We start from the raw sequence: 24,708 nt of genomic DNA, 5'->3' as shown, positions 1-24,708 counted from the left end.
GGGGAGGAATGGGGAAATGACCACCGCCCCCCTGTCCCTCTACGAAAAGCGCAAGGGCGTTTATCCCAAGGCGGTCGATGGATTCTACCGTCGCCTGAAATGGGCGGTGATGGCGGTAACGCTCGCCATCTACTGGATCACCCCCTGGCTGCGCTGGGATCGCGGTCCCTACGCGCCCGATCAGGCGGTGCTGATCGATCTCGCCCATCGTCGCTTCTACATGTTCGCGATCGAGATATGGCCGCATGAATTTTACTATGTTGCTGGGCTGCTGGTCATGGCCGGGGTCGGCCTGTTTCTGGTGACCTCCGCCGTCGGGCGGGCCTGGTGCGGCTATGCCTGTCCGCAGACGGTGTGGACGGACCTGTACCAGCATGTCGAACGGTGGATGGATGGCGACCGCAATGCCCAGATCCGGCTCGACAAGGCGCCCTGGACCGCCGGCAAGATCGCCCGGCGGGTCGCCAAATGGAGCGTTTGGCTGGTCATCGCCTTTGGCACCGGCGGCGCGTGGATATTCTATTTTGCCGACGCGCCGACGCTCCAGCATCAGTTCTGGACCGGGACGGCGGCGAGTGTCGCCTATGCCACCGTCGCCGTCCTGACTGCGACGACCTTCATCCTGGGCGGGTTCATGCGCGAACAGGTGTGCATCTATATGTGCCCCTGGCCGCGCATCCAGACCGCGATGCTCGACGAAAAGTCGCTGGTCGTCACCTACAAGCATTGGCGCGGCGAACGGCGCGGCAGCCTCAAGAAGGCGCAGGCGCAACCCGACGCCTTTGGCGATTGCATCGATTGCGACCAGTGCGTCGCGGTCTGCCCCACCGGCATCGACATTCGGCAAGGGCCGCAGATCGGCTGCATCACCTGCGCGCTGTGCATCGACGCCTGCGACAAGGTGATGGGACAGGTCGGGCGGCCACGCGGCCTGATCGACTATTGCACCGAGGATGACGCCAATGCCGAAAGGGCAGGCCGCGCCCCGCGCCCCGTCATCCGGTCGCTGCTCCACGTTCGCACGCTCGTCTATCTGACGCTGTGGAGCGCGGTCGGCGCGGCGATGCTGTTTGCGCTCGGCACCCGCACGCGCATGGACATCAGCGCGCAGCAGGACCGCAACCCTGTCGCCATGCGCCTGTCCGACGGCACGGTCCGCAACGCCTTCACCGTCAAGCTGCGCAACATGGAATCGCGACCCCGGCCCATGCGGGTCACGGTGGAGGGGCTGGCCGGGGTCAGCCTGTGGACCGACCGGGATGGCCGGGCCGATGCACGTACGGCGATCGACACGATCGTCCCGCCCGACAGCGTGGCGAAACTGCGCCTCTTCCTCGCCGCGCCAGCCAATGGCCCGCAGCGTCAGGACTTTGCCTTCACCGTCCGCGCCACTGATCGCGAAGGTGGCGCTGACCGTGAACCCGCCCATTTTGAAAGGCCGCAATAATGTCCGGCTTTCGCCTTAACGGTCGCCATGTCGCGGGGATTTTCGTCGGCTTCTTTGCCGTGGTCATCGCGGTGAATGTCCTGATGGCGAGCTACGCCATCGGGGGCTTTGGCGGCACGGTGGTCGACAATAGCTATGTCGCCAGCCAGCGCTTCAACGAATGGCTGGCCATGGCGCGGCAGCAGGATGCGCGTGGCTGGCGGCAGGAAACGCGGCTGGACGCCGGACGCCATCTGGTCCTGACTTTGGAAGGGCCAAGCGCAACCCCGACGTCGGTTGCCGCGACGGCCGAGCATCCGCTGGGGCGCGCAGCCGACATCCCTTTGCGCTTTGATGTGCTGGCGGACGGCCAGTGGCGCGCGGCAACCCCGCTGCCCGCGGGGCGATGGATCATCCATTGGACCGTCCAGGCCGACGGCCATGCCATGCGCTTTGTGGAAAGGAACGGATGATGCGCAGCGAGCCTGTCACCTTGTCGCCCGATCCGGTCGTGCTGGAGCCGGCCCATAGCATATTCGCGGTGCCGGACATGCATTGCGCCGGCTGCATCGCCAAGGTCGAGCGCGGGCTGGCCATGCTGCCGGGCATCCATGCCGCGCGTGTCAACTATTCGGCCCGGCGCGTCGCCATCACCCACGATCCGGCGCTGACCGTGCCGGATCTGCGCGCGGCCATAGCGGGCATCGGCTTTGCCGCCGAGCCGCTGGCCGATCCGACGATCGAGGTGGAGAGCGCGCAGGACAAGCGACTGTTGCGCGCGCTGGCCGTCGCGGGCTTTGCATCGATGAACATCATGCTGCTGTCGGTATCGATCTGGTCCGGGGCGATGGGCGCGACCCGTGAGCTGTTCCACTGGCTGTCCGCCCTGATCGCCCTGCCGACCGTCGCCTATGCCGGGCAGCCCTTCTTCCGTTCCGCCTTCGCGGCGCTGCGTGCCGGGCGGACCAATATGGACGTGCCGATCAGCATCGGGGTGCTGCTGGCAACGGGCATGAGCCTGTATGAGACGATCACTGGCGGCGCCCATGCCTGGTTCGACGGCGCGGTGATGCTGCTGACCTTCCTGTTGGCCGGGCGATGCCTGGACGCCATGATGCGGGGCCGCGCGCGCGACGGCGTTGCCGCGCTGCTGCGCCAGACCGCGCCGGGCGCTTATGTGATCGAAGCGGGCCAGCGTCGCTGGGTCGCCGCGCGGGCGCTGGTGCCGGGCATGATGATGCAGGTGGCTGCGGGCGAGCGCTTCGCCGCCGATGGCGAAATTCGCGAAGGCAAAAGCAGCGTCGATCTTGCCTTCCTGACTGGCGAGAGCCAGCCGATGGCCGTCGGGGTCGGTGACGGCGTTCATGCGGGCGCGCTCAATATGGACGGGCCGCTCAGCGTCGTCGTGCGCGCGGCGGGTGCGGATACGCTGATCGCCGATATAGCGCGGATGATGGACGCGGCCGGGCAGGGCAAGTCCCGCTATGTCCGCATTGCCGACCGGGCGGCGCGGCTATACGCGCCTGCCGTGCATCTGCTGGCCGCCCTGTCGTTTGTGGGGTGGATGATCGCGGGCGCTGGCCTGCATCAGGCGCTGCTGATCGCCACCGCCGTGCTGCTCATCACCTGTCCCTGCGCCCTTGGCCTTGCCGTGCCTGCCGCGCAGGTGGTGGCGTGCGGCGCGCTGATGCGGCGCGGCATATTGGTCAAGGACGGCTCCGCGCTGGAGCGGCTGGCAGAGGCCGACCGCGCGATTTTCGACAAGACCGGTACGTTGACGCTCGGACGGCCAATGCCGGTGAACCTGGATGCGCTGCCGTCCGATGCCCGGCCCGTCGTGCTGGCGCTGGCCCGCGCCAGCCGCCATCCGCTCAGCGCGGCGCTGGCCGAGGCGCTGCAACGACAGGGCGTCGTTGCGGCAACACTGTCCGACCTGCGCGAGGAGGCCGGCGTTGGCGTAAGCGGGCTGTGGCAGGGGAGGGCCGTATCGCTTGCCCGACCGGAACATGCGGGCAACTGGACCAGCCTGTCCACGGAGTATCGGGACGGTGAGCGCCATAGTCTCCTGACCTTTGCCGACATGCTGCGTCCCGATGCCGCCGCGACGGCAGCCGACCTGCGCGCTCTTGGCCTTGATCCGATCATCGCAAGCGGTGACCGGCCGCAGGCGCTCCACGATGTCGCCGCCGCGACGGGCATGTTGGCGACCGGCCATATGAGCCCGCAGGCCAAACTGGCGATGATCGAGCGGCTCAAGGCGCAGGGGCATCGCGTGCTGATGGTGGGGGACGGCCTGAATGACGGTCCGGCGCTCGCCGCGGGGCATGTCAGCCTGGCGCCATCCTCCGCCAGTGACGTCAGTCAATTGGCCGCCGATGTCGTGTTTCTGGGCGACAGCCTGGCCTCCGTCGCGGTTGCCGTGCGTGCGGCCCGGCGGACGCTGGCGATCGTGCGTCAGAATTTCCTGCTGGCTGTCGGCTATAATGTCCTGGCGGTGCCGCTGGCGATTGCCGGGCTGGTCACGCCGCTGGTCGCGGCTCTCGCCATGTCCAGTTCGTCGTTGATCGTCATTGCCAATGCCCTGCGGTTGCGGCGGGCTGCGCGATGATCGGCCTTGCCTTCCTCATTCCCATTGCCCTGCTGCTGGGACTTGTCGGCCTTGGTGCTTTCTTCTGGGCATTGACGGCCGGGCAATTTGACGATCCCGACGGGTCCGCCCTGCGCATATTGAATGATGATGACTGATCCGCTGCGCTGAACCCTGTCTTATTGCGCGATCAGGTTCAGCGCGCGGGTCAGTAGCGCTACGAAGCGGGCTTCATCGACGCGGGCGGCGCTGTCGTTCCAGCTGGCCGCAATCGCGAACCAGCGGCCATCGCGCGCCTGCACCAGAAAATTCATGGCGATGACGCCCGGCTCCGATCCGCCCTTATAGCCCAGATAGCGCCAGCGTTTCGCGTCGGCGGGCGCGATGCCGGGGTTGACTGCCATGATGGGCAGAGCGTCGCCGCCGTTGCGCCTCAGCCAGTCGAGCAGATGGACCATATCGCGCGGCGTGGCGAACCATTCGATGCTGTCGATCGCGGTCGGCACTTCCGCGACCGTGCCGATGTCCACCGCGCCCGCCGTCAGCCGTTTGGCCTCGGCGGCGATCAGCGCGCTGCGCGCATCCGGCGTCGCGGCGACATAGCGGCGCGCAAGGTCGGCATTGGCGGGCATTTTGAGCGCGAACGCCTCCGCGGTGGTCAGCAGCGGTAGTGTCGCGTCCGGGCGGGCATGGCCGCTCGTCCCGACCATCGCATCCACGCGCGCCCGCCCCAGCGCCAGCAACAGCGTATCAGCCGCGCTATTGTCGCTCTCCGCGATCATCGCCAGCGCCAGACTGTGCAGTGTCATCGGCGCATCCTCCGGGCTTGTCAGCAGCCGTCCCGAAAAGCTTTTGTGCGATAGCGGGATCACATCGCTCCAGCGCCGCTCCCCCGACGCAACGGCGCGGGCGAGTTCCGCCACGATATAGAGTTTGAACGATGACCCGGTGGCCATCAGCGCATCGGCCCAGTGGCCATGCAGCCAGACCGGTCCAGCCTCGTCCAGCCGGGCTATGGAAAGGGCCGCCTGACCGGGCAGGGCGGCAATCTCGGCCAATACCCGGTCCATGCTGTCACTGCTTTGCCGCGTGCCGACCAGTTGCAGGCCGATGACCCGGTGCGGCGCTTGCGGCGCTACGACGAGGGTGAAGCCGACCGTTGCCCGCTCATAGCGGATTTCCACCACGCCCGTGGTCGGGCTTTCCACCTGCACCGCCCCGCGCGCCACCGGCTTGCCATGCTGCTTGCGCAGATCGGCGGCCAGCGCGCGCCATTGCGCGACCGGCACGGCGTCCAGGAACAGGGTGGAGAAATAGGCGTCCTCGCCACCAGGGGCGCTGAGCATGTCGAGCAGTTGCGATGCCCGTTGCTGATAGGCGACAGTGGGTTGGGCAAGGCTGCCGGTCGGCAGGAAAATCACAAACAGGGTGATGAGGATCGACCAGAGCCGCACACGCTAGATCCGTATCCGGGCTAGACGACATTTCATGCGTCGATCGCTTCTTCGTCCACCGCTGCGGCATTTTCCTGAATGAAGGCGAAGCGGTGCGCCGGGTTGGTGCCCATCAGCCGATCGACCAGATCGCGCACGCTGGCGCGTTCCTCGACATCGGCGGGCAGGGTGATGCGGATCAGGCTGCGGGTCTTGGGGTCCATGGTGGTTTCGCGCAGCTGCATCGGGTTCATCTCGCCCAGCCCCTTGAAGCGGCTGACCTCGACCTTCTTGCCCTTGAACTCCTTGCGCATCAGTTCCTCGCGATGCGCATCATCCTTGGCATAGAGGCTCTTGCCGCCAGCCACGATCCGGTAGAGCGGCGGCTGCGCCAGATAGAGATGCCCGCGCCGCACCAGCTCCGGCATCTCCTGAAAGAAGAAGGTCATCAGCAGCGTTGCGATATGCGCCCCGTCCACGTCCGCGTCGGTCATGATGACGATGCGGTCATAGCGCAGATTGTCGGGGTTGCAGTCCTTGCGCGTGCCGCAGCCCAGCGCCAGGATCATGTCGGCAATTTCCTGATTGGCCAATATCTTGGCATTATTGGCCGACGCAACGTTCAAAATCTTGCCGCGCAGGGGCAGGATCGCCTGGGTCTTGCGATCGCGCGCCTGCTTGGCGGAGCCACCGGCCGAATCGCCTTCGACCAGGAAGATTTCGGTGCCTTCGGGATTGTCGGTCGAACAGTCGGTCAGCTTGCCGGGCAGGCGCAGCTTGCGCGCGCTGGTCGCGGTCTTGCGCTTGACGTCCTTCTCCTGCTTGCGCTTGAGCCGCTCGTCCATCCGGTCGATGACATAGGCAAGCAGCGCCTTGCCCCGATCCATATGGTCGGTCAGGAAATGGTCGAAATGATCGCGCACCGCATTTTCAACCAGCCGCGCCGCGTCCGGGCTGGTCAGGCGATCCTTGGTCTGGCTCTGAAATTGCGGATCGCGAATGAACACGGACAGCATGATTTCCGATGACGTCATGATGTCGTCGGCGGTGATGTCCTTGGCCTTTTTCTGGCCGATCAGGTCGCCAAAGGCGCGGATGCCCTTGACCAGCGCAGTCCGCAGTCCCGCTTCATGGGTGCCGCCATCGGGGGTCGGGATGGTGTTGCAATACCAGCTATAGCTGCCGTCGGACCAGAGCGGCCAGGCGACCGCCCATTCGACCCGCCCGGCGGTGCCGGGGAAATCCTGATTGCCCGCGAAAAAGACGCTGGTCGCACATTCGCGGTCGCCAACCTGTTCCTTCAGATGATCGGCAAGGCCACCGGGAAACTGGAACACGGCCTCGGCCGGCGTATCGTCGCTGATCAGCTCCGGCGCGCATTTCCAGCGTATCTCGACGCCCGCGAACAGATAGGCCTTGGACCGGGCGAGGCGGTGGAGGCGCGCAGGCTTGAACTTCTGCTCGCCGAAAATCTCCGTATCGGGAACGAAGCTGACCGACGTGCCGCGCCGGTTGGGGGCCGCGCCGACCTTTTCCAGCGCGCTGGTAGGGTGACCCTGCGAAAAGCTCTGGCGGAACAGTTCCTTGTTGCGGGCGACCTCTACCATGGTGGTGGTCGACAGCGCGTTGACCACGCTGATCCCCACGCCATGCAGACCGCCCGACGTGGCATAGGCCTTGTCGGTGAACTTGCCGCCCGAATGGAGCGTGGTCATAATGACCTCCAGCGCGGACTTGCCGGGGAATTTCGGGTGCGGATCGACCGGGATGCCGCGGCCATTATCCGTGATGGTCAGCCGGTTGCACGGCTCCAGCGTCACCTCGATCCGGGTGGCGTGGCCCGCGACCGCCTCGTCCATGCTATTGTCCAGCACTTCGGACGCCAGATGGTGCAGCGCGCGCTCGTCCGTGCCGCCAATATACATGCCGGGACGACGACGGACCGGTTCCAGTCCTTCGAGCACTTCAATGGCGGAGGCATCATAGCCGGGGGAGGATGTGGGCTGGGCGGCGAACAGGTCATCGGACATGCCGACAAGCTATAGGCAGGCGGGCGATCCGCGCAAGCGCTGTGCTGAAATGGCAACAGCAACAAAATGTTGCATTGCGATGTGAAACAAAAGCGCAGTTCAAGCCGTTAGCGGATCGCAGTTGGGTTTTTACACCCGATCAGGCGAGGAGATTTTTCAATGCATTTCAACCGTATCGCGCCGCTTGGCGCCACCCTGGCGCTCGTTCTGGCGGCAGCGCCCGCCCTCGCGCAGGATAGCGGCACGGTCGACTGGACCGGTCCCTATGTGGGTGGGTCGTTCGGCTATAACTGGCAGAAGAGCGATCAGGGCGAACATCTGCGTTTCGATACGAACGCTGATGGCGAATATAATGACGTCATCCGCACGACGACCGGTGCCAATGCTTTCTCGCCCGGCACCTGCGGCGGCGCGGCGCGTGGCTCTACCCCGGTTCAGGGTTGCGACGACGACAAGGATGCGATCGGCTGGATGGGCCATGTCGGCTATGACATGCAGTTTGGCGGCATTGTAGCCGGTGTCGTCGCCGAAGCAGGCAAGGCCTATATCAGCGACAGCGTGAGCGAATATTCGACCACGCCTGCCTTCTACACCATGACGCGCCGGATCGACTGGAACGGCAATCTGCGTGCGCGCCTGGGTTACACCACGCCCGGCGGCATCATGCCCTACATCACCGGCGGCCTGGCCTATGCGAAGGTCAAGAACAGCTTTGGCACCAGCAATGGCGCGAACAGCTTTACGCAGGTCGATGCCAAGGAAGATGCATGGGGCTGGACCGCAGGCGGCGGCATCGAAGCGAAAGTGTCCGACAATTTCTCGATCGGCGCCCGCTATCTGTGGACCCGCTATAATGTCGGCGACTATCGCGTCGATGTCGGCGCGGGCAGCGCCCCTGCCACCAACCCGTTCCGAATCACGCCGTCGGGCGGCGCCAGCATCAATCGCGGCGACAAGTTCGACACGCAGAGCGTGATGGTGACGACCAGCTTCCGCTTCTGATCCAGGCATTAAAAAGGGGGCCGGTTCCTGCGAAGGAACCGGCCCCCTTTTTCGTTTGGGTTGGTTGTAGGCATAGGACAACTACAGCCCAATCGCCCTCCGTTCGTGCTGATTAGGAACTGATACCACATTGCGGTGATCTTGCCCCATAAGACCCCTCCCCCTTTGAGGGGGAGGTTGGGTGGGGGTGTGCTGCCGCCAGCGTAGACGCTCAGCTTCGCCTCGCTCCCCCTCCCCCAACCCCTCCCCGCCGGGGAGGGGAGACGAGTCACAATCATCGCATATTGGTATGAGCCTGTCGAAGGCCCGTATCGAAGTATTTGGCGCGATCCTTCGATACGCCATTTCGACTTCGCTCAACGGCTACTCAGGACGAACGGGTGAATTTCATTCTATCGAACCCGCGGGCCACCAAAGGGTAGCGGCGGGGGCGGGCGGCGGGTGCCGCGCGGCAGTTGCGCCTGATAGGCGCGACCGCAATGTTCGACGCAATAGGGGAAGCCGGGATTCACCTGTTCGCCACAGAAATGGAAGTCCGGCTCACCCGGATGCCCCATCGGCCATTTGCAGATCCGCTCGGTCAGGTCGAGCAGCGATGTCTTGCCTGCAATCTCGGCGCTCGGCTTGGCCGGAACCAGACGGCGGGGTGGTGCTGGGGGGATCGGTGCCTGCTGATCGCCCGGACCCTGACGCAGGAAGCCACCCGGCCCGACCGACACGATGCGCGGCTGCGGCTTGGGCGCGACGACCGGTGCTTCGTCCGTGACGGGCGTAGGCGCGGCGGGCGCGGCTGCGGGTGTGAAGGCGCGGACCGGGGCCGGGGCTTCGGCTGCTGGCGCGGCCGGACGCGGCGCTGCCTCTACTTCGGCTGCCGGAGCGGCGCTTGCCGGCTTGCGCGCCGGCACCGCGGCTTTCTTGGGCGCGTCATTGGCCTTGACCGGCGAAGGACGCGATTGCAGGCCAAGGCGATGGGCCTTGCCGATCACCGCATTGCGGCTGACGCCGCCCAGTTCCTCGGCAATCTGGCTGGCGGTCAGGCCGCGCTCCCACATCCCCTTGAGCTGGTCGATACGCTCGTCGGTCCAGGACAATGAAACACTCCTCAAAATATCTGGCTGCGTCCCTATATGGGAAGCCGGTGCGCAGGTTCAAATGTGTGAACAGCGCCCTTGCAGCAAATCCTCTCAGCCGATAGTCGATCCATCCATGAACGACCAGCCCAAAATTGCCCCATCCGCCCCGGCCCTGCCGCCATTCCCCGAACCGGGGGTGCCGGTGATTCGCAACATCAACTGGGCGGGCAGCTGGGCGCTCTATCTGAAGGAAGTGCGCCGCTTCATGAAGGTGCAGCTTCAGACGGTGTGGGGACCGGCGATCACGACCCTGCTGTTCCTGGTCATCTTCATCGTCGCCCTGGGCGGCAGCGGCCGCACCGTGATGCTGCGCGGGCAGGCGGTGCCTTTCGCCGATTTCGTTGCGCCCGGCCTCATCATCATGGGCATGATCAACGCCTGCTTCGCCAATGCGAGTTTTCCGCTGATGGTGGGCAAGGTACAGGGGACGCTGGTCGATTATCTGATGCCCCCCATTTCGGTCGGCGAATTATTGGGCGCACTGGTCGCGTCCTCGGTCACGCGCGCCTTGTTCGTCGGTTCGGCGCTGTGGGCGGCGATGGCGCTGTGGCCGGGTGTTCATGTCACCCCGGCGCATCTGTGGGCGGTGCTGTGGTTCGCGCTGATCGGCACCAGCTTCATCGCCTTTCTGGGGGTGCTGACCTCCATCTGGGCCGACAAGTTCGATCATAACGCCGCGGTCACCAACTTCCTGATCGGCCCGCTGGCGCTGCTGTCCGGCACCTTCTACTCTATCGACCGGCTGCCGCCCTTCTTTCAGGCGATCAGCCACGCCAACCCCTTCTTCTACATCATCTCCGGCTTCCGCTATGGCTTCGTCGCGGCGGCGGACACCAATATCATCGTGGGCAGCGGCGTCTTGCTGGCGCTCAATATCGGGCTTGGTGCGCTCTGCTATACGCTGTTGAAGCGCGGCTGGAAGATCAAGGCGTAGCGCTCAGGAAAAGGCGGCGAGGATCGGCATGATGGCACTGAGGACGATCACTATCGCCGCAGCCATCAGCCAGTGACGCCAGCGGGGCAGAGCGCTGTCGTGCGCCTCTTCGTCCCACGGCCACATCAATGGCCGACACCGCCAAAGCGCGTGGACGCAAAGCTCACCTCGATCGTCGCACATTTCATAAAGTGAGCATTACCCGCGCAAGTGTGGATGCGCCAGCATAGCATCGAGCAGTTGCAAAACCATGGGTTGGCGACCCCGCGTTCAGGCGATGGTTACATTTCTCTGCCACATCGGGCTGCGATACCGCTTTGCAGCATGAGAGATTAATGATGAAGATCGCCATAGTGTTCGGCACCCGTCCCGAAGCGATCAAGATGTTCCCCGTGATCCACGCCCTGCGTGCGCGGCCCGGCGTGGAAACCCGCGTCATCGTGACGGCGCAGCATCGCGGGCTGCTCGATCAGGTGCTGGAGATTGCCGGAATCGTGCCTGATGTCGATCTTGACGTCATGGTCCCAAACCAGACGCTCGACGGGCTGACCGCCAAGCTGATCGTCGAACTGGGCAAGGCGTTCGACGCCGAAAAGCCCGATCGCATTGTCGTCCATGGCGACACGCTGACCACCATGGTCGCCAGCCTTGCGGCTTATTATCGCAAGATCCCGGTCGCCCATGTCGAGGCGGGCCTGCGCAGCGGCGACATCCACCACCCTTGGCCCGAAGAGGTGAACCGCCGCGTCGTCGCCTGCATCGCCGACATGAATTTCGCCCCTACGCAAGCCGCTGCCGACGCGCTGCTGCGCGAAAGCCGCGACGCGGCGGGCATCCACATCACGGGGAATACGGTGATCGACGCGCTGCTCGCGACCCGCGACCGGGTGCTGGCCGATCCCACGCTTGCCAGCGGTCTCGACGATCTCGCCGCGCGCTTTGCGGGCAAGCGCATCATTGCCGTCACCAGCCATAGGCGCGAAAATTTCGGCGGCGGCATGGAGGCGATCGCCCGCTCCATCGCCGACATCGCTGCCCGGCCTGACGTCGCGGTGATCTTCCCGGTCCATCCCAACCCCAATGTCCGCCCGATCATGGACGCCGTGCTGGGCGACCTGCCCAATGTCGCGATGATCGAGCCGCTCGATTACCCCCATTTCGTCCGCCTGCTCGATCTCTGCACCCTGGTCCTGACCGACAGCGGCGGCGTGCAGGAAGAAGCCCCTTCGCTCGGCAAGCCGGTGCTGGTGATGCGCGAAACCACCGAACGGCCCGAAGGGGTGGAGGCTGGAACGGCGAAACTGGTCGGGACCGACCGCGCGTTGATCGTGCGCGAGGTGCTGGCGTTGCTGGACGATGAGGACGCCTATGACGCCATGGCGCGGGCGCATAATCCGTTCGGCGATGGTCAAGCGGCGGAGCGGATTGCTGGCGTTATCGCGGGATAGAGCGTCATAATCTCCTCTCCCGCAGGGGAGAGGCAACGAGACTTGCAGCTTGCTGCCTTAGTCGCAGTGGTGAGGGCGTCCGCCCTGACGTTGGCGCGCAGCCCCCTCATCCAACTGCGCCTAACCGATCCTTCGGATCGGGTAAGGCTCCATATCCTTCTCCCCCACGGGGAGAAGATCGATCTTCGTGCCACCGTTACCGAAATCTTCAGCATTTCCGGGCAGAAACTGGGGCAAATCTTAGCCTCATAAGGACTGCCCCTCCATGCCCGTCGACACCAAGCAGAAGGTTTCCGTCATCGGCCTTGGCTATATCGGCCTGCCGACCGCAGCCCTGATCGCCCGTGGCGGCGCGCAGGTGGTGGGCGTGGATGTGTCCGCCCATGTCGTGGAAACCGTCAATTCGGGCCGCGTGCATATCGAGGAGGTCGATCTGGACGGGCTGGTGCAGGGCGTCGTCGCGCGCGGCAATCTGCGCGCCAGCCTGGAGGTCGAGGAAAGCGACGTGTTCATCATCGCCGTGCCGACCCCGGTATCGGAAGATCGCGCGCCAGACATCAGCTATGTCCTGAAAGCCGCCCGCACCATCGCCCCGGTGTTGAAAGCAGGCGACACCGTGATCCTGGAATCCACGTCCCCGGTCGGCACGACCGAAGCCATGCGCGACGTCATCGGCACCATGCGCCCCGATCTCAAAATGCCCGGCAAGGGCGTGCAGGGCGACATCGCCATCGCTTATTGCCCGGAGCGGGTTCTGCCCGGTCGTATCCTGGTCGAGTTGATCGACAATGACCGCTGCATCGGCGGCATCACGCCCCGTTGCGCGCGCAAGGCGCTGGGCTTCTATCGCCAGTTCGTGCGCGGTGCCTGCATCACCACCACGGCCCGCGCGGCGGAGATGGTCAAGCTGGTGGAAAACAGCTTCCGCGACGTCAACATCGCCTTCGCCAATGAACTCTCGGTGATCGCGGAGAATATGGACATCGACGTGTGGGAGGTGATCCGGCTGGCCAATCGCCACCCGCGCGTCAACATCCTGTCGCCCGGTCCCGGCGTCGGCGGCCATTGCATCGCGGTCGACCCCTGGTTCATCGTCCATGGCGACCCGGAAAATGCCCGCATCATCCGCACCGCACGCGAAGTGAATGACGGCAAGACCGACTATGTCGTGGCCAAGGCATCCGACATGATCGACGCCTTCGCGAACGAAAATGTCGCCTGCCTCGGCCTCGCCTTCAAGGCGAATATCGATGATTTCCGCGAAAGCCCGGCGGTGAAGGTCGCCGCGCGGCTCGCCCGTCGCTATGGTCGCCGGATCAAGCTGGTCGAACCCTATGCCCACGCCCTGCCGATGGAATTTGCCGGGACCGGCGCGGAACTGATCGATCTCGATACGGCTCTGGAACAATGTGGCGTGTTCGTCATTCTTGTCGATCATGACATGTTCAAATCTGTCCCCGTCGATGAACGTGTCGGCAAGGCGGTCTATGACACGCGCGGCATCTGGCCGGACCAGCCACGCCGCATCGCCGAACCGGCACCGGGGCGCGTCGCCGTCTGACAATCGGCCATCGGGCGCGACCCGTCGCGCCTGTGGTTGCCATCGCCGTGCCGCATCGCTACCCCCCGGCCTCAAGTGGGCCATAAGGGGGCAGATGTGCAGATGACCATCAGGCAGATATATGCCGCGATGACAGGCTGCGCCTTGCTGTCCGCCTGCGCCAGCGTCGAGCAGGCACCGCGCGGTGACGCCGCCTATGCGCTCATCCCGCCAGCGTCCGCCATCGGTGCCGATTATCGCCTCTCCCCCGACGATGTGCTGCGCATCCAGGTCTATCATGAGCCGGGCCTGTCGCTGGAGGATGCGCAGGTCAGCGCGGCGGGCATGGTGCGGATGCCGCTGATCGGTGACGTGCCGGTCGCTGGCCTGTCATCGGGCGACGCGGCGGACCTGATCGCCGCGCGGCTGGGCCAGCGCTATCTGGTGTCGCCTCAAGTCACGATCTTCGTGAAGAAGGCCGTCGGTCGCCGCATCACCGTGGACGGCGAAGTGCGCGAACCGGGCCTGTTTCCGCTCGACGGGCGGCTGACCCTCAGTCAGGCGGTGACGCTGGCCAAGGGGCCGACCCGCCTCGCCAGCCTCTCGCAGATCATTGTCGTGCGGCAGATTGACGGGCAAAGGCAGGCGGCTATGTTCGATCTTGCCGCGATCCGCCGGGGCAAGGCCGCCGATCCCGAAATCCTGCCCGGTGATACTATCATCGTCGGCCTGTCGCGGGCCAAGGCGATTCTCGGCGGTTCCCTGCTGGCCGCGCCCGCGCTGGCTGCCGGGTTCATCGCGCTTGACGGGAAGAATTGATGAGCGCTTCTGAGATCATCGCATCGGACGAAGGCCGTGCCGCCCGCTTCGCCGCCGCCACGCGCCACGGCTGGGCCGTGTTGCGCCGCCATCGCGTCATCCTGTTCGTCACCATGGCGCTATGCCTGCTGGCGGGCGCTCTGTTCATCCTCATGTCCACGCCTGACTATCGCGCGACGGCCTCGGTCGAGGTGCAGGACATACCCGCAGGTGCCGCCGGGGCAGGGGCGCAGGCCACCCCGCGCGTTGCGCCGGGCGACATCGAATCGCTGATGCAGACCGAACTGGAAGTGCTGCGCAGCCGTGCGCTGGCCGAAGAAGTGGCGCGAGACCTGGCGCTGGTTGGCACGCCCACTTTCTTTGCCGGTATGGACCGCCAGCGCCCCACCGAAGGCGCGGGCAGCCTGACTCAGCGGCAGGTCGAACAGGACGCCGTCATCCGCCTGTTGCGCGACAATCTGGAAGTTGAATTGCCCGGCAAGTCCCGTGTGCTGCGCATCAGCTTCGTCAGCGCCGACCCGGTCTTGTCGGCGCGCGTCGCCAATAGCTATGCCGACAGCCTGATCCGCGCGGACCTGAAACGCGGCTTTGAATCGGGCGTGCAGGCCCGCCGTTTCCTGCTCGGCGAACTGGACGGCGCGCGCAACGATCTGGCACGGGCGGAGCGCGATCTGGCGGTCTATGCCGCCCGCACCAGCACGGCGACGGGCGAAGAGAGCGACACGCAACGCCCACCGGAAGGCACCATCTCCGCCCGTCTCGCCCAGCTCAACGCCTATCATGCGCAGGCTCTGGCGGATCGGATCGCGGCGCAGAAACGCTGGGAGGGCGCACGCCGGGCCAGCGCCGAAACCCTGCCCGAAGTGCTGGGCAATGGCGCGATGCAGACGCTGATGGCCAGCCGCGCCGAAGCCCGCGCCGCGATTGTCGAGGAACGCCAGTTCCGCAAGGACGCCCATCCCGACATGCGCGAAGCCCGCGCGCGCCTCGCCGCGCTGGACGATCAGGCGGAGGTGATGGCCAATACGATCCGCGCATCGCTGCGCGAACAATATGAGGTCGCGGTGCATGGCGAGACCCAGATCGCGGCCGAAATCGCCGATCTGGAACGGCAGGCGCAGGCCGAACGCGGCCGGGACGTGCAGACCGGCATATTGGAGCGATCGGTCGATACCTACCGGATGCTACATGACAGCCTGCTCCAGCGCTATCGCGACATGGCGTCGCAGGCCGGGTTTCAGGCAGGCCGCATTCAGCCGCTCGATCGCGCCGCCGTGCCGACCCGGCCTTTCTCGCCGCGGATCGGCGTGACGCTGTTGCTGGCGTCGCTCGGCGGGATCGCGCTGGGCCTGCTGCTGGTCGCGGCGCGGCATATGTTTGACGATGCCGTGACGTCCGCCGATACGCTGGCGGAGCGGGTCGGGCTGCCGCTGCTGGGCGCGGTGCCGGTGACCGGCGATGCGCCCCAGCCGGTCGATATCTTCTCGCCGCTTGCTTCTTCGCTGCTGCTGGCGTCGGCTGGTGGCCTGCCACGCTCCATCCTCGTCACCAGCGCGCAGGAGGGGGAGGGCAAGTCGCTGACTCTCCACGCGCTGGCGCTGGCGCTGGCGGGGCTGGGCAAGCGCGTGCTGGTGATCGACGGCGACATGCGCCGCCCGGTCCAGCACAGCCTGTTCCGCCTGCCCGCCGGGCGCGGCATCAGCGAATTGTTGACCGGGCAGGCGAACGCGGATCAGGTCATCGTCGAGACCGGCACGGCGGGCGTCGCCCTGCTTCCCTGCGGCGCGGTGCCGCCCAACCCGGCGGAACTGCTGGCAACCCCGGCGCTCGAAGCCCTGCTGCTGGCGGTGCGGGAGGACTATGACACGGTGCTGATCGACGCGCCGCCGATCCTGGGCGGAACGGATGCGTTATTGCTGGCGGGCAAGGTGCAGGCCAGCCTGCTCGTGGTCGAATGGGGCCGTAACCATCATGGCGGCCTGCGCGCCGCCGTGGACCGCCTGCGCCGCGCGGGCGGCACCATCATCGGCGCGATCCTGACCAAGCAGCAGGGCCGGGCGATGGAATATGATTATCACCGTGGGGGGTGAGGCAAACGCCAACATCCGTTCGTTGCAGGGAATCGTTGGGCAATTCGCTGTTTACAGATTTTTACGTCATCCCCGCGCAGGCGGGGATCCATCTCCGAACCTAAATCACGGCGATAAGGTGAGAGATGGATCCCCGCCTGCGCGGGAATGACGAATTTCTATAGGTTTATTTAATTACGCAACGATCACCTAAAGGGGAGGGGATAAAGCGCGCGATCAAGCCCGCGCCAGCAGTCCTTCGACCAGCCCGTCAAACAGCCGCTTGCCATCGGTCGCGCCGTGCGCTGCTTCGATGACGCGCTCCGGGTGCGGCATCATGCCCAGCACATTGCCCTTGTCGTTCAGAATGCCCGCAATATTGCGCGCCGAGCCGTTGACATTTTCGGCATAGCGCAGCGCGATCCGGCCTTCGCCTTCCAGCCGGTCGAGCGTAGCATCATCGGCGAAATAATTGCCGTCATGATGCGCGACGGGATAGGAAATCGTCTCGCCCGCAGCATAGCGGCTGGTAAAGGCACTCTGCGCATTTTCCACCGTCAGCGCGACGTCGCGGCACACGAAATGCCCGCCGGCATTGCGCAGCAGCGCGCCGGGCAGCAGGCCGCTTTCGGTCAGCACCTGAAAACCGTTGCAGATGCCCAGCACATAGACGCCGCGATCCGCCGCCTGCGCCACCGCCTGCATCACCGGGGACCGTGCGGCCATCGCGCCGGAACGCAGATAGTCGCCATAGGAAAAGCCGCCTGGCACGCCGATCAGGTCGATGTCGTCGGGCAGCTGCGTGTCGCGATGCCACACCATGGTCGGCTTCGCACCGGTCGCGGCCTCGAACGCCACTGCCAGGTCGCGGTCGCAATTGCTGCCCGGAAAGACGATGACGGCGCTTTTCATGGCTCAGGCGACCTTTTCGATGCGGTAATTTTCGATCACCGTATTGGCCAGCAACTTGCGGCACATGGCGTCGATATCCTCGTCGCTTGTGCCGTCGGCCAGGTCCAGCTCAATGAGCTTGCCCGCGCGCACATCATTGACGCCATCAAAGCCCAGGCCTTCCAGCGCATGGTGGATCGCCCGGCCCTGCGGATCGAGGACACCGCCCTTGAGGGTGACGAAGATGCGGGCTTTCATGAGGGGCGAACTCCTTGACAAGGACAGGACCGAACCATGCGGTTGCGGGGGTATCGACTTTGCGGCTCCCCTAGTCCCCACGCGGCGGGGAGGCAAGCCATTATGCTTTTGTTAGCGACTGTCGCGATACTGTCATGCTGTAGAAATTCGGGGGAAGCATTGGGGCATGTCCGGGCTGGCGCTGGCGATGTTTGTCGGGCTGTTCGCATGGGGGCAGCAGATTGTGGGTTATGAGGACCCGCAAGGAAAGGTACAGCTTGCCCTGCTCGCCACCTTCAGTTTCGGCCTGATGGTCGGCTATCGCGCCAATCGTTAAGCGTTTTTCAATGCCAATTGCCTGCCCCTTGCGCTAGGCGACCGGCATGACCCCGGACTATTTCTATTTCGCCTGCGCCTTCATCGCTGTTGCCATTTCGGGCCTCGCCAAGGGCGGCTTTGGCGGCATTGGTGCGCTGGCCATGCCGATCATGGCGCTGGGTGTCGATCCGGTGCGCGGCGCGGCGATCCTGCTGCCGATCCTGATATTGCAGGACGCGGTCAGCGTGTGGGCCTTCCGCAAAAGCTGGGACGGGCATATTTTGCGCGTGATGCTGCCTGGCATGGCTGCCGGCGTGGCGCTTGGCTATGCATTCGCGGCGCAAGTGTCCGAAACGACGGTGCTGGGCGTTCTGGGCGCGATTTCGATGCTGTTCGGGCTGCAACGTCTGTGGATCGAACGGGGTGGGGCGGTCGTCCTGCCGTCCACCTCGCCCGATTGGGTGGGGATGCTGTTCGGCGTCGCCAGCGGCTTTACCAGCCAGATCGCCCATGCCGGCTCGCCCCCTTTCCAGATGTGGGTGCTGCCAAAGCGGCTGTCGCGCGACATGCTGGTCGGGACCACGGCGGTCGCCTTTGCCACGATGAACTGGATGAAGGTGCCAGCTTATGCCGCGCTGGGCCAATTCACTCGCGCCAATCTGACCGCCACCGCCATGCTGGTGCCGGTCGCGGTGGTCGCGACGCTGGCGGGCGTGGCACTGGTGCGCCGGGTCGACGCCGCGCGCTTCTACACGCTCATCTATGTGCTGATGGTGCTGCTGGGCATCAAGCTGATCGCCGACGCGCTGATGGCGTGATCCAATACCGTCATGCCGGACCTGATCCGGCACCCAGAGCGGCTTTGCACTAGGCCCAATCGACATTCAGCCCTGACGGCCTGCAAATGGCGGTTTTCCGCGCTTCCGGTGCTCACCTACTTTTAGTAGGCTGCGCGCCGGGTCACGAAAAACCACCATTTTCGACACGTCATCATCTGAATGTCGATCGGTCCTAACCCTGGATCCTGACTTGCGTCAGGATGACGGCGGATCGAAGGCCTTATTCCTTCTCGCGCTTCTTGCGATGGGTGTCGAGGTCCAGCACCGTGGTGTCCAGCCCTTCGGGTAGCAGGCCCAGACGGCGCGCCACTTCCTGATAGGCTTCGACTTCGCCGCCCAGATCGCGGCGGAACCGGTCCTTGTCCAGCTTCTCGTTGGTCACCGCGTCCCACAGGCGGCAGCCATCGGGGCTGATCTCGTCGGCCAGGATGATGCGGCTATAATCGCCGTCATACAGGCGCCCGAACTCCAGCTTGAAATCGATCAGGCGGATGCCGATGCCGGCGAACAGGCCGCACATGAAGTCGTTGATGCGGATGGCCATGTCGGCAATGTCGTGCATCTCTTCCTGCGTCGCCCAGCCGAAGCAGGCAATATGCTCTTCGGAGATCAGCGGATCGCCCAGCGCATCGTCCTTGTAGCAATATTCGATCAGCGTGCGGGGCAGCTGCGTGCCTTCCTCGATCCCCAGCTTCTTGCTGAGCGATCCGGCGGCGACGTTGCGCACCACGACTTCGATCGGCACGATCTCCACCTGACGCACCAGCTGCTCGCGCATGTTGAGGCGACGGATGAAGTGGGTCGGCACGCCGATCTGGCCGAGCAGCGTGAAGATATGCTCGGAAATCCGGTTGTTCAGCACGCCCTTGCCGGAAATCGTGCCCTTCTTCTGCGCGTTGAAGGCGGTTGCGTCATCCTTGAAATATTGGATGATCGTGCCCGGTTCCGGGCCTTCATAAAGGATCTTTGCCTTGCCTTCGTAAATCTGGCGGCGACGGGCCATGCGCGTTCCTGTCTGGTCAAAAATACTGCGCCCCGACAATCGCGAATCGAGAAGGATCAGCGGGTGCCGGGGCTGCTTGGGCCTCGCCCATAGAGCAAAGCGTGCGGACGTGCAATTGCACCCTGTTCCCTCTCCCCTTGGGCAGATCGGAGATTGCTCAGCGCCCGCCCCCTCTTCCAACTTCGCCGAACTCGCTGCGCTCGTAAGGCTTCATACCCTTCTCCCCCAAGGGGAGAAGGGAGTTAACTGATCCCCTTCATCCTGCGAAATTCGTCGAACAGCCCCAGGAAGCGATCGATATCCGCTTTGCTCAGGAAATAGGGCGTCGCCAGCCGCAGCTTGCTGGGTGCGCCGCCGCGGATGCGGACCTTGTGGTTGGTCCACAGCCAGTCCTGCAATTCCATCCGCTGCACCGGCGGCACATTGACCGTAGCGATAGCCCCGCGCAGCGCCGGGTCTGGCGATGTCCAGCTTTGCGCTCCGCGCTTCACCATCTGATCGTGGATATAGTCCGCCAGCATCCGGTTGCGCGCCTCGATCCGGTCCATCCCGATCGCGTTGGCCAAGCCAATCGCGGCATTGAGGCCCATCAGCGTCGGGATGCAGGATGATCCGATCTGCATATAACGGTCCGCCTTGCGCGTCGGATCGTCATAACCGCCGGTCACGACGGTACTCCACACCCGGTCCATCACATCCTCGTCACGCAGATAGAGGAAGCCGGTCCCTTTCGTTGCGAACAGCCATTTGTGCATCGACCCGGTATAGATGTCGCAGCCAATGTCATTGAGGTCGACCTTGATCATGCCGGGGGCATGAGCGCCGTCAAAGGCGGACAGGATGCCCTTTGATCGGGCAAGCGCGGCAATCTCCTTGGCGGGCAGGACCACGCCGGTCGCCGTGCTGATATGGCTGACGAAGATGATCCGGGTTCTGGGCGTGATCGCATCATTGATGCGGTTCAATATGTCCGCCGCATCCCTGGGCGGTTTGGGCATGGCGAATTTCTTGACGACCACGCCATAGCGGCGCTGGCGCAGCATCCAGGGCATTTCGCCCGACCCATGTTCCTCGTCCGACATCAGCACTTCGTCGCCCGGCTTCATGTCGAAACCATTGGCGACATAACTGTTCGCCTCGGTGCAATTGCGCAGGATCGCCATCTGATCGACGGTCGCGCCCATGAAATCGGCAAAGGGCTTGCGATATTCCTCCCACGACCCATAGCCCCAGATCGGATAATCTTCCGATCCCGCCTGCGTCATCTGCTCGGTCGTCTCGAACCCGTCGAAAATGGCTTTCAGCACGGGGCGGGGGGAGGAACCGACGGTGCCGACGTTCAGGTTCACGACATCGGCCGGGATCAGGAATTGCTGGCGCAGCGCCGCCCAATAGGCGTCCTCATTCCTGCCGTGGAGATCGGCGGCGGGTAGGGGAATAGTGGCCAGCGCCTGCGCGGCGACCGGCTGGGCCAGTCCCGCTGCCGCCGCGCCGCCAAGGAAGGAACGTCGATCGAACATGAGCGCCTTTCCGGGCCGGTGCGGCCCATCGACAAGTCTGCTCAATGTTCAACGATGCGCCAACCAAAATCCGCCTACAGCACATCCCCGAACATCGCCCAGATCAGCGCCAACCAGGCGACCATGCCAACCGCGCCGATGATGACGCCCGACCGGGCGCGCAGGGTCGCGGCCAGCCCGCGCGGTTCGTCATCATCCTCGATCATCCGCTGTTGTTAGCCGTCTGCACCCTCCGGCTCAACCCGCGCCGTATCCCGCTCCACCGCCATCAGCCGCCCGGTGAAACATTGCCGCCACCAGCTGATATCCTGCTGCTCGACACTATCCATCATCGCGCGCCAACGCCGCTGCCGCTCGTCCAGCGGCATGGAGAGTGCGCGCACGATCGCGTCGGACATTTCCTCCGGGCTGTAGGGATTGATCAGCAACGCATCTTTCAACTGCATCGCGGCCCCGGCAAAGCGCGACAGGATCAGCACGCCCGGATCGTCCGGGTTCTGGGCTGCGACATATTCCTTGGCGACCAGGTTCATCCCGTCGCGCAGCGGCGTCACCAGCCCGATCCGGGCGCTGCGATAGATGCCCGCGAGCTTATCGCGCGGATAGCCCTGGTTGACGTAACGGATCGGGCTCCAGTCGACATCGCTATATTGTCCGTTGATCCGCCCCGCCAACGCATCCAGCGTCGCGCGGATCTGCTGGTAACTTTCCACCTCGCCGCGCGATGGCGGCGCAATCTGGGTCAGCACCACCTTGCGATGATAGTCGGGATGATCCTTCAGGAAGCGGGCATAGCCGGTGAAGCGCTCCTCCAGCCCCTTGCTATAGTCCAGCCGGTCGACCCCGACGATCATCGCCCGATCCTGCAGGGAGCGGCGCACCTGTTCGTGCATGTCCTGCGCGGGCTGACTGACGGCGGCGTCGGCAAATTCCTTCGCGTTGATGCCGATCGGACAGGCAACCGCCTGGATCGTCCGGTCGCCCACGGTGACGAAATCGCCGTTCACGCTGCCGCCCATCTCGCGCTCGACATAATGGCGGAAGGATTCGAGCCATTCTTCGGTATGGAAACCCACCACATCATAGGCGAATAATGTGCTGACCAGCTTGCTATGATGGGGCAGCGACACCAGCAGCCGGGTGGGCGGCCAGGGGATGTGCAGGAAAAAACCCATCTTGTTGCGATGGCCCCGGTCGCGCAGCATCTGCCCTAGCGGGATCATGTGATAATCATGGACCCAGATGATATCTTCCGGTTCGATCAGTGGCGCGGCGGTGTCGGCAAAGCGCTGGTTGACCCGGTTATAGCCGCCCTCGAAATCGCGCGCATATTCGGCCAGATCGATGCGGAAATGGAACAGCGGCCACAGCGTCTTGTTGGCGTATCCGTTATAATATTCGTCGACATCCTGCTCTTCCAGGTCGATCGTCGCCGTCTTGACGCCATCATCCTCGGAAAAGCCGATATGGCCGGTGAAATTGTCGGTGACCTCGCCCGACCAGCCGATCCACGTCCCCCGGCTCTCCCGCAACGCCTGCGCCAGCGCGACCGCCAGCCCGCCCTGATTGCCCGACTTGTTGGGCCGCGACACGCGGTTGGAGATGACTATAAGGCGGCTCATCGCATCACGCTCCACGGTTTGCTCAACAGGACGGCGCAGTTGATGATGCCGACGAGCGAATAGGTTTGCGGATAATTGCCCCACAATTCGCCGGTCGCCGGATCGATGTCCTCGGACAATAGACCTGCGGCGGTGCGACGGCTGAGCATCTCCTCGAACAGGCTGCGCGCTTCCTCCGTGCGGCCCGTGCGATACAATGCCTCGATCAGCCAGAAGGTGCAGACGTTGAACGCGGTCACCGGTTCGCCGAAATCGTCAGGCGTGCTGTAACGCAGCATGTCATTGCCCCGCCGCAGGTCCGCTTCCAGCGCCGCCAGCGTGCCCATGAACATCGGGTCATCCGCCGTCAGGAAGCGCAGATCGAGCAGTTGCAGCAGCGATGCGTCGCGCGAATCATCCTCGAAATTGGCCGATATCGCCTGACTGTCCGCCCGCCACGCCGCTTCGACGATCCGCGCCTTCATCGTATCGGCCCGGTTCTGCCAGTGCGCCGCGCGCAGCGGCAGGTCGAGCGCCTGCGCCGCATGGGCCAGCCGGTCGCACGCCGCCCAGCACATCACCGCACTATAGCTGTGGACATGCGCACGGGTCCGCAATTCCCACAGGCCTGCGTCCGGCTGATCATAGACGGTCCAGGCCCGCTCACCCACGGCCTCCAGCGCCTCGAAATCGGCGTGGCCCGCCATGCGCAGCAGACGCTGGTCGATAAAGCCCTGCACCGACGACAGCACGATCTGGCCATAGGCGTCATGCTGGATCTGGCTATAGGCGGCATTGCCCACCCGGACCGGACCCATGCCGCGATAGCCGGGCAGCTTGTCGGCTTCCCATTCGGTCAGCGTCGCCTTGCCGCGCACATCATAGAGCGGCTGGATATGCCCGCCCTTTGCGCCATCGACGATGTTGCGCAGATAGACGAGATAGCTTTCCAGCACATCCAGCGCGCCCAGCCGGTTGAGCGCCTCGACCGTATAATAGGCGTCGCGCACCCAGCAGTAGCGATAGTCCCAATTTCGTCCCGAATCGGCATGTTCGGGGATGCTGGTCGTCAGCGCGGCGACGATCGCGCCAGTCTCTTCATGCTGGCACAGTTTCAGCGTGATGGCCGAACGGATGACCGCTTCCTGCCATTCCGCCGGGATCGCAAGACCCCGGACCCACAGCCGCCATTCCTCGATCGTATCGTCCAGCATCCGCTCGATCGCCGGGCGCAGCGCGTCGGAAAAACCCTCGTCCGGCCCCATGAAGAAATGCGCATCCTGTTCCAGCCGGAACCAGCTTTCCTGCGCGATCAGGCCGATGGGCGCATCGGTCGACACCCGCATCGCCATATAGGACAGCACCATGCGGATATGGTTGGAGCCATAGCTGATCGGCACGCTTTCCGCATTCCACGCGGTCGTGGGGCGCAGCCGCACCCTGATGCGCGGCGAACCGGCCACCGGGCGCACGATCCGCGCAAAGGCGACCGGCCGATACATACGGCCCTTATGCTTGTGGCGCGGGCAGAAATCGAAAATCTCGATCGCATTGCCTTGCGCATCGCTCTGCCGCGTGACCAGCACCGGCGTATTGCGCAGATAATGCTGCTCCACCGCAACGCAATTTTCCAGTTCGATCGCCCAGAAGCCGCGGGCCGCGTCATCCTCCCATTCGGCATCGTCCAGCAGTGCGGAAAAGACCGGATCGCCATCGACGCGCGGAACGCAGGCCCACACCATGCGACCGGCCCGGTCGATCAAGGCCGACGCCTGGCAATTGCCGATCGGCCAAAGGTCCAACGTGCGGGCGTCGCCGCCCAATAGCGGGTGGTGGATGCTGTTTATCGGTCTGCCCCTCATGCATATCTGGCTGGTG

General features: G+C 64.6%; 23 protein-coding genes. 12 read left to right on the top strand and 11 right to left on the bottom strand.

Going from position 1 to position 24,708, the window contains the following annotated elements; genetic code table 11:
• Window positions 1-16 precede the first annotated feature (16 nt).
• Genes ccoG through ccoS form a run of 4 tightly spaced genes read left to right on the top strand, consistent with a single transcriptional unit; the run spans window position 17 to window position 4,171 of the window.
• A complete protein-coding gene (gene ccoG / locus ACODR8_RS03010) occupies window positions 17-1,447 on the top strand; it encodes a cytochrome c oxidase accessory protein CcoG (protein ID WP_489005894.1) in 1,431 nt (476 codons plus the stop codon).
• Window positions 1,447-1,899, top strand: coding sequence for a FixH family protein (locus ACODR8_RS03005; RefSeq protein WP_489005893.1), 453 nt, complete (start codon window positions 1,447-1,449; stop codon window positions 1,897-1,899). Before ccoG ends, ACODR8_RS03005 begins: the two co-directional genes overlap by 1 nt.
• Window positions 1,899-4,034 (top strand): heavy metal translocating P-type ATPase, encoded by a 2,136-nt coding sequence (locus ACODR8_RS03000; protein ID WP_489006173.1) that lies wholly within the window; start codon window positions 1,899-1,901, stop codon window positions 4,032-4,034. The genes ACODR8_RS03005 and ACODR8_RS03000 overlap by 1 nt, the downstream gene beginning before the upstream one ends.
• Window positions 4,031-4,171 carry a cbb3-type cytochrome oxidase assembly protein CcoS gene (gene ccoS, locus ACODR8_RS02995; protein WP_489005892.1) on the top strand — a complete coding sequence of 47 codons (141 nt, stop codon included), beginning with the start codon at window positions 4,031-4,033 and terminating at the stop codon, window positions 4,169-4,171. The genes ACODR8_RS03000 and ccoS overlap by 4 nt, the downstream gene beginning before the upstream one ends.
• 21 nt (window positions 4,172-4,192) lie before the next feature.
• Here the strand turns inward: ccoS and ACODR8_RS02990 are convergent, their stop codons facing one another.
• Together ACODR8_RS02990 and parE are read right to left on the bottom strand one after the other, a co-directional pair.
• The gene (locus tag ACODR8_RS02990) at window positions 4,193-5,467 is read right to left on the bottom strand and encodes a serine hydrolase (RefSeq protein ID WP_489005891.1); all 1,275 of its coding nucleotides are present in this window, start codon (window positions 5,465-5,467) and stop codon (window positions 4,193-4,195) included.
• Window positions 5,468-5,499: 32 nt separating this feature from the next.
• Complete coding sequence (gene parE / locus ACODR8_RS02985; protein WP_489005890.1) at window positions 5,500-7,476, bottom strand: DNA topoisomerase IV subunit B; 1,977 nt, start codon at window positions 7,474-7,476, stop codon at window positions 5,500-5,502.
• 159 nt (window positions 7,477-7,635) lie between these two features.
• On the opposite strand from parE, the gene ACODR8_RS02980 reads away from it, so the two are divergent.
• Complete coding sequence (locus tag ACODR8_RS02980; protein ID WP_489005889.1) at window positions 7,636-8,478, top strand: outer membrane protein; 843 nt, start codon at window positions 7,636-7,638, stop codon at window positions 8,476-8,478.
• Window positions 8,479-8,870: 392 nt separating this feature from the next.
• On the opposite strand, the gene ACODR8_RS02975 is transcribed toward ACODR8_RS02980, so the two are convergent.
• Window positions 8,871-9,569, bottom strand: a complete 699-nt coding sequence (locus ACODR8_RS02975) for a GcrA family cell cycle regulator (protein WP_489005888.1) — start codon at window positions 9,567-9,569, stop codon at window positions 8,871-8,873.
• Window positions 9,570-9,684: 115 nt separating this feature from the next.
• Here ACODR8_RS02975 and ACODR8_RS02970 point away from each other — a divergent pair, with 115 nt between their 5' ends.
• Window positions 9,685-10,545, top strand: coding sequence for an ABC transporter permease (locus ACODR8_RS02970; RefSeq protein WP_489005887.1), 861 nt, complete (start codon window positions 9,685-9,687; stop codon window positions 10,543-10,545).
• Window positions 10,546-10,548: 3 nt separating this feature from the next.
• Here ACODR8_RS02970 and ACODR8_RS02965 read toward each other — a convergent pair whose 3' ends face one another.
• Window positions 10,549-10,671 (bottom strand): hypothetical protein, encoded by a 123-nt coding sequence (locus ACODR8_RS02965; protein ID WP_302849061.1) that lies wholly within the window; start codon window positions 10,669-10,671, stop codon window positions 10,549-10,551.
• A gap of 212 nt (window positions 10,672-10,883) precedes the next feature.
• On the opposite strand from ACODR8_RS02965, the gene wecB reads away from it, so the two are divergent.
• From wecB to ACODR8_RS02945, 4 genes are all read left to right on the top strand, one after another.
• Window positions 10,884-11,993, top strand: a complete 1,110-nt coding sequence (gene wecB, locus ACODR8_RS02960; RefSeq protein WP_489006172.1) for a non-hydrolyzing UDP-N-acetylglucosamine 2-epimerase — start codon at window positions 10,884-10,886, stop codon at window positions 11,991-11,993.
• A 265-nt stretch (window positions 11,994-12,258) separates the two neighbouring features.
• Window positions 12,259-13,554: a UDP-N-acetyl-D-mannosamine dehydrogenase gene (gene wecC / locus ACODR8_RS02955; RefSeq protein WP_489005886.1), complete on the top strand. Its 1,296-nt coding sequence runs from the start codon at window positions 12,259-12,261 to the stop codon at window positions 13,552-13,554.
• A gap of 102 nt (window positions 13,555-13,656) precedes the next feature.
• Window positions 13,657-14,352: a polysaccharide biosynthesis/export family protein gene (locus ACODR8_RS02950; protein ID WP_489006171.1), complete on the top strand. Its 696-nt coding sequence runs from the start codon at window positions 13,657-13,659 to the stop codon at window positions 14,350-14,352.
• The gene (locus ACODR8_RS02945; RefSeq protein WP_489005885.1) at window positions 14,352-16,442 is read left to right on the top strand and encodes a GumC family protein; all 2,091 of its coding nucleotides are present in this window, start codon (window positions 14,352-14,354) and stop codon (window positions 16,440-16,442) included. Before ACODR8_RS02950 ends, ACODR8_RS02945 begins: the two co-directional genes overlap by 1 nt.
• A gap of 216 nt (window positions 16,443-16,658) precedes the next feature.
• Here ACODR8_RS02945 and purQ read toward each other — a convergent pair whose 3' ends face one another.
• Both purQ and purS read right to left on the bottom strand, forming a co-directional pair.
• Window positions 16,659-17,333: a phosphoribosylformylglycinamidine synthase subunit PurQ gene (purQ, locus tag ACODR8_RS02940; protein WP_489005884.1), complete on the bottom strand. Its 675-nt coding sequence runs from the start codon at window positions 17,331-17,333 to the stop codon at window positions 16,659-16,661.
• Window positions 17,334-17,336: 3 nt separating this feature from the next.
• Window positions 17,337-17,570 (bottom strand): phosphoribosylformylglycinamidine synthase subunit PurS, encoded by a 234-nt coding sequence (gene purS, locus ACODR8_RS02935; protein ID WP_006959918.1) that lies wholly within the window; start codon window positions 17,568-17,570, stop codon window positions 17,337-17,339.
• 166 nt (window positions 17,571-17,736) lie between these two features.
• Between purS and ACODR8_RS02930 the strand changes: the two genes are divergently transcribed.
• Window positions 17,737-17,886 carry a hypothetical protein gene (locus ACODR8_RS02930; protein ID WP_489005883.1) on the top strand — a complete coding sequence of 50 codons (150 nt, stop codon included), beginning with the start codon at window positions 17,737-17,739 and terminating at the stop codon, window positions 17,884-17,886.
• A 46-nt stretch (window positions 17,887-17,932) separates the two neighbouring features.
• Window positions 17,933-18,685 carry a sulfite exporter TauE/SafE family protein gene (locus tag ACODR8_RS02925; RefSeq protein WP_489005882.1) on the top strand — a complete coding sequence of 251 codons (753 nt, stop codon included), beginning with the start codon at window positions 17,933-17,935 and terminating at the stop codon, window positions 18,683-18,685.
• Between the two features lie 241 nt (window positions 18,686-18,926).
• Here the strand turns inward: ACODR8_RS02925 and purC are convergent, their stop codons facing one another.
• The 5 genes from purC to ACODR8_RS02900 form a co-directional block, all read right to left on the bottom strand.
• On the bottom strand, window positions 18,927-19,709 hold the full coding sequence (purC, locus tag ACODR8_RS02920) for a phosphoribosylaminoimidazolesuccinocarboxamide synthase (RefSeq protein WP_006959912.1): 783 nt from the start codon (window positions 19,707-19,709) through the stop codon (window positions 18,927-18,929).
• A gap of 242 nt (window positions 19,710-19,951) precedes the next feature.
• Window positions 19,952-21,229: an aminotransferase class V-fold PLP-dependent enzyme gene (locus ACODR8_RS02915; RefSeq protein ID WP_489005881.1), complete on the bottom strand. Its 1,278-nt coding sequence runs from the start codon at window positions 21,227-21,229 to the stop codon at window positions 19,952-19,954.
• Window positions 21,230-21,303: 74 nt separating this feature from the next.
• Window positions 21,304-21,435, bottom strand: coding sequence for a hypothetical protein (locus ACODR8_RS02910; RefSeq protein ID WP_294134508.1), 132 nt, complete (start codon window positions 21,433-21,435; stop codon window positions 21,304-21,306).
• A gap of 9 nt (window positions 21,436-21,444) precedes the next feature.
• The gene (otsA, locus tag ACODR8_RS02905; protein ID WP_489005880.1) at window positions 21,445-22,851 is read right to left on the bottom strand and encodes an alpha,alpha-trehalose-phosphate synthase (UDP-forming); all 1,407 of its coding nucleotides are present in this window, start codon (window positions 22,849-22,851) and stop codon (window positions 21,445-21,447) included.
• Complete coding sequence (locus ACODR8_RS02900; protein WP_489005879.1) at window positions 22,848-24,692, bottom strand: glycoside hydrolase family 15 protein; 1,845 nt, start codon at window positions 24,690-24,692, stop codon at window positions 22,848-22,850. Before ACODR8_RS02900 ends, otsA begins: the two co-directional genes overlap by 4 nt.
• Window positions 24,693-24,708 lie beyond the last annotated feature (16 nt).

The organism is Sphingobium sp. FG58 (genome assembly GCF_057809055.1).
This window is presented reverse-complemented; position numbering and strand designations above follow the sequence as displayed.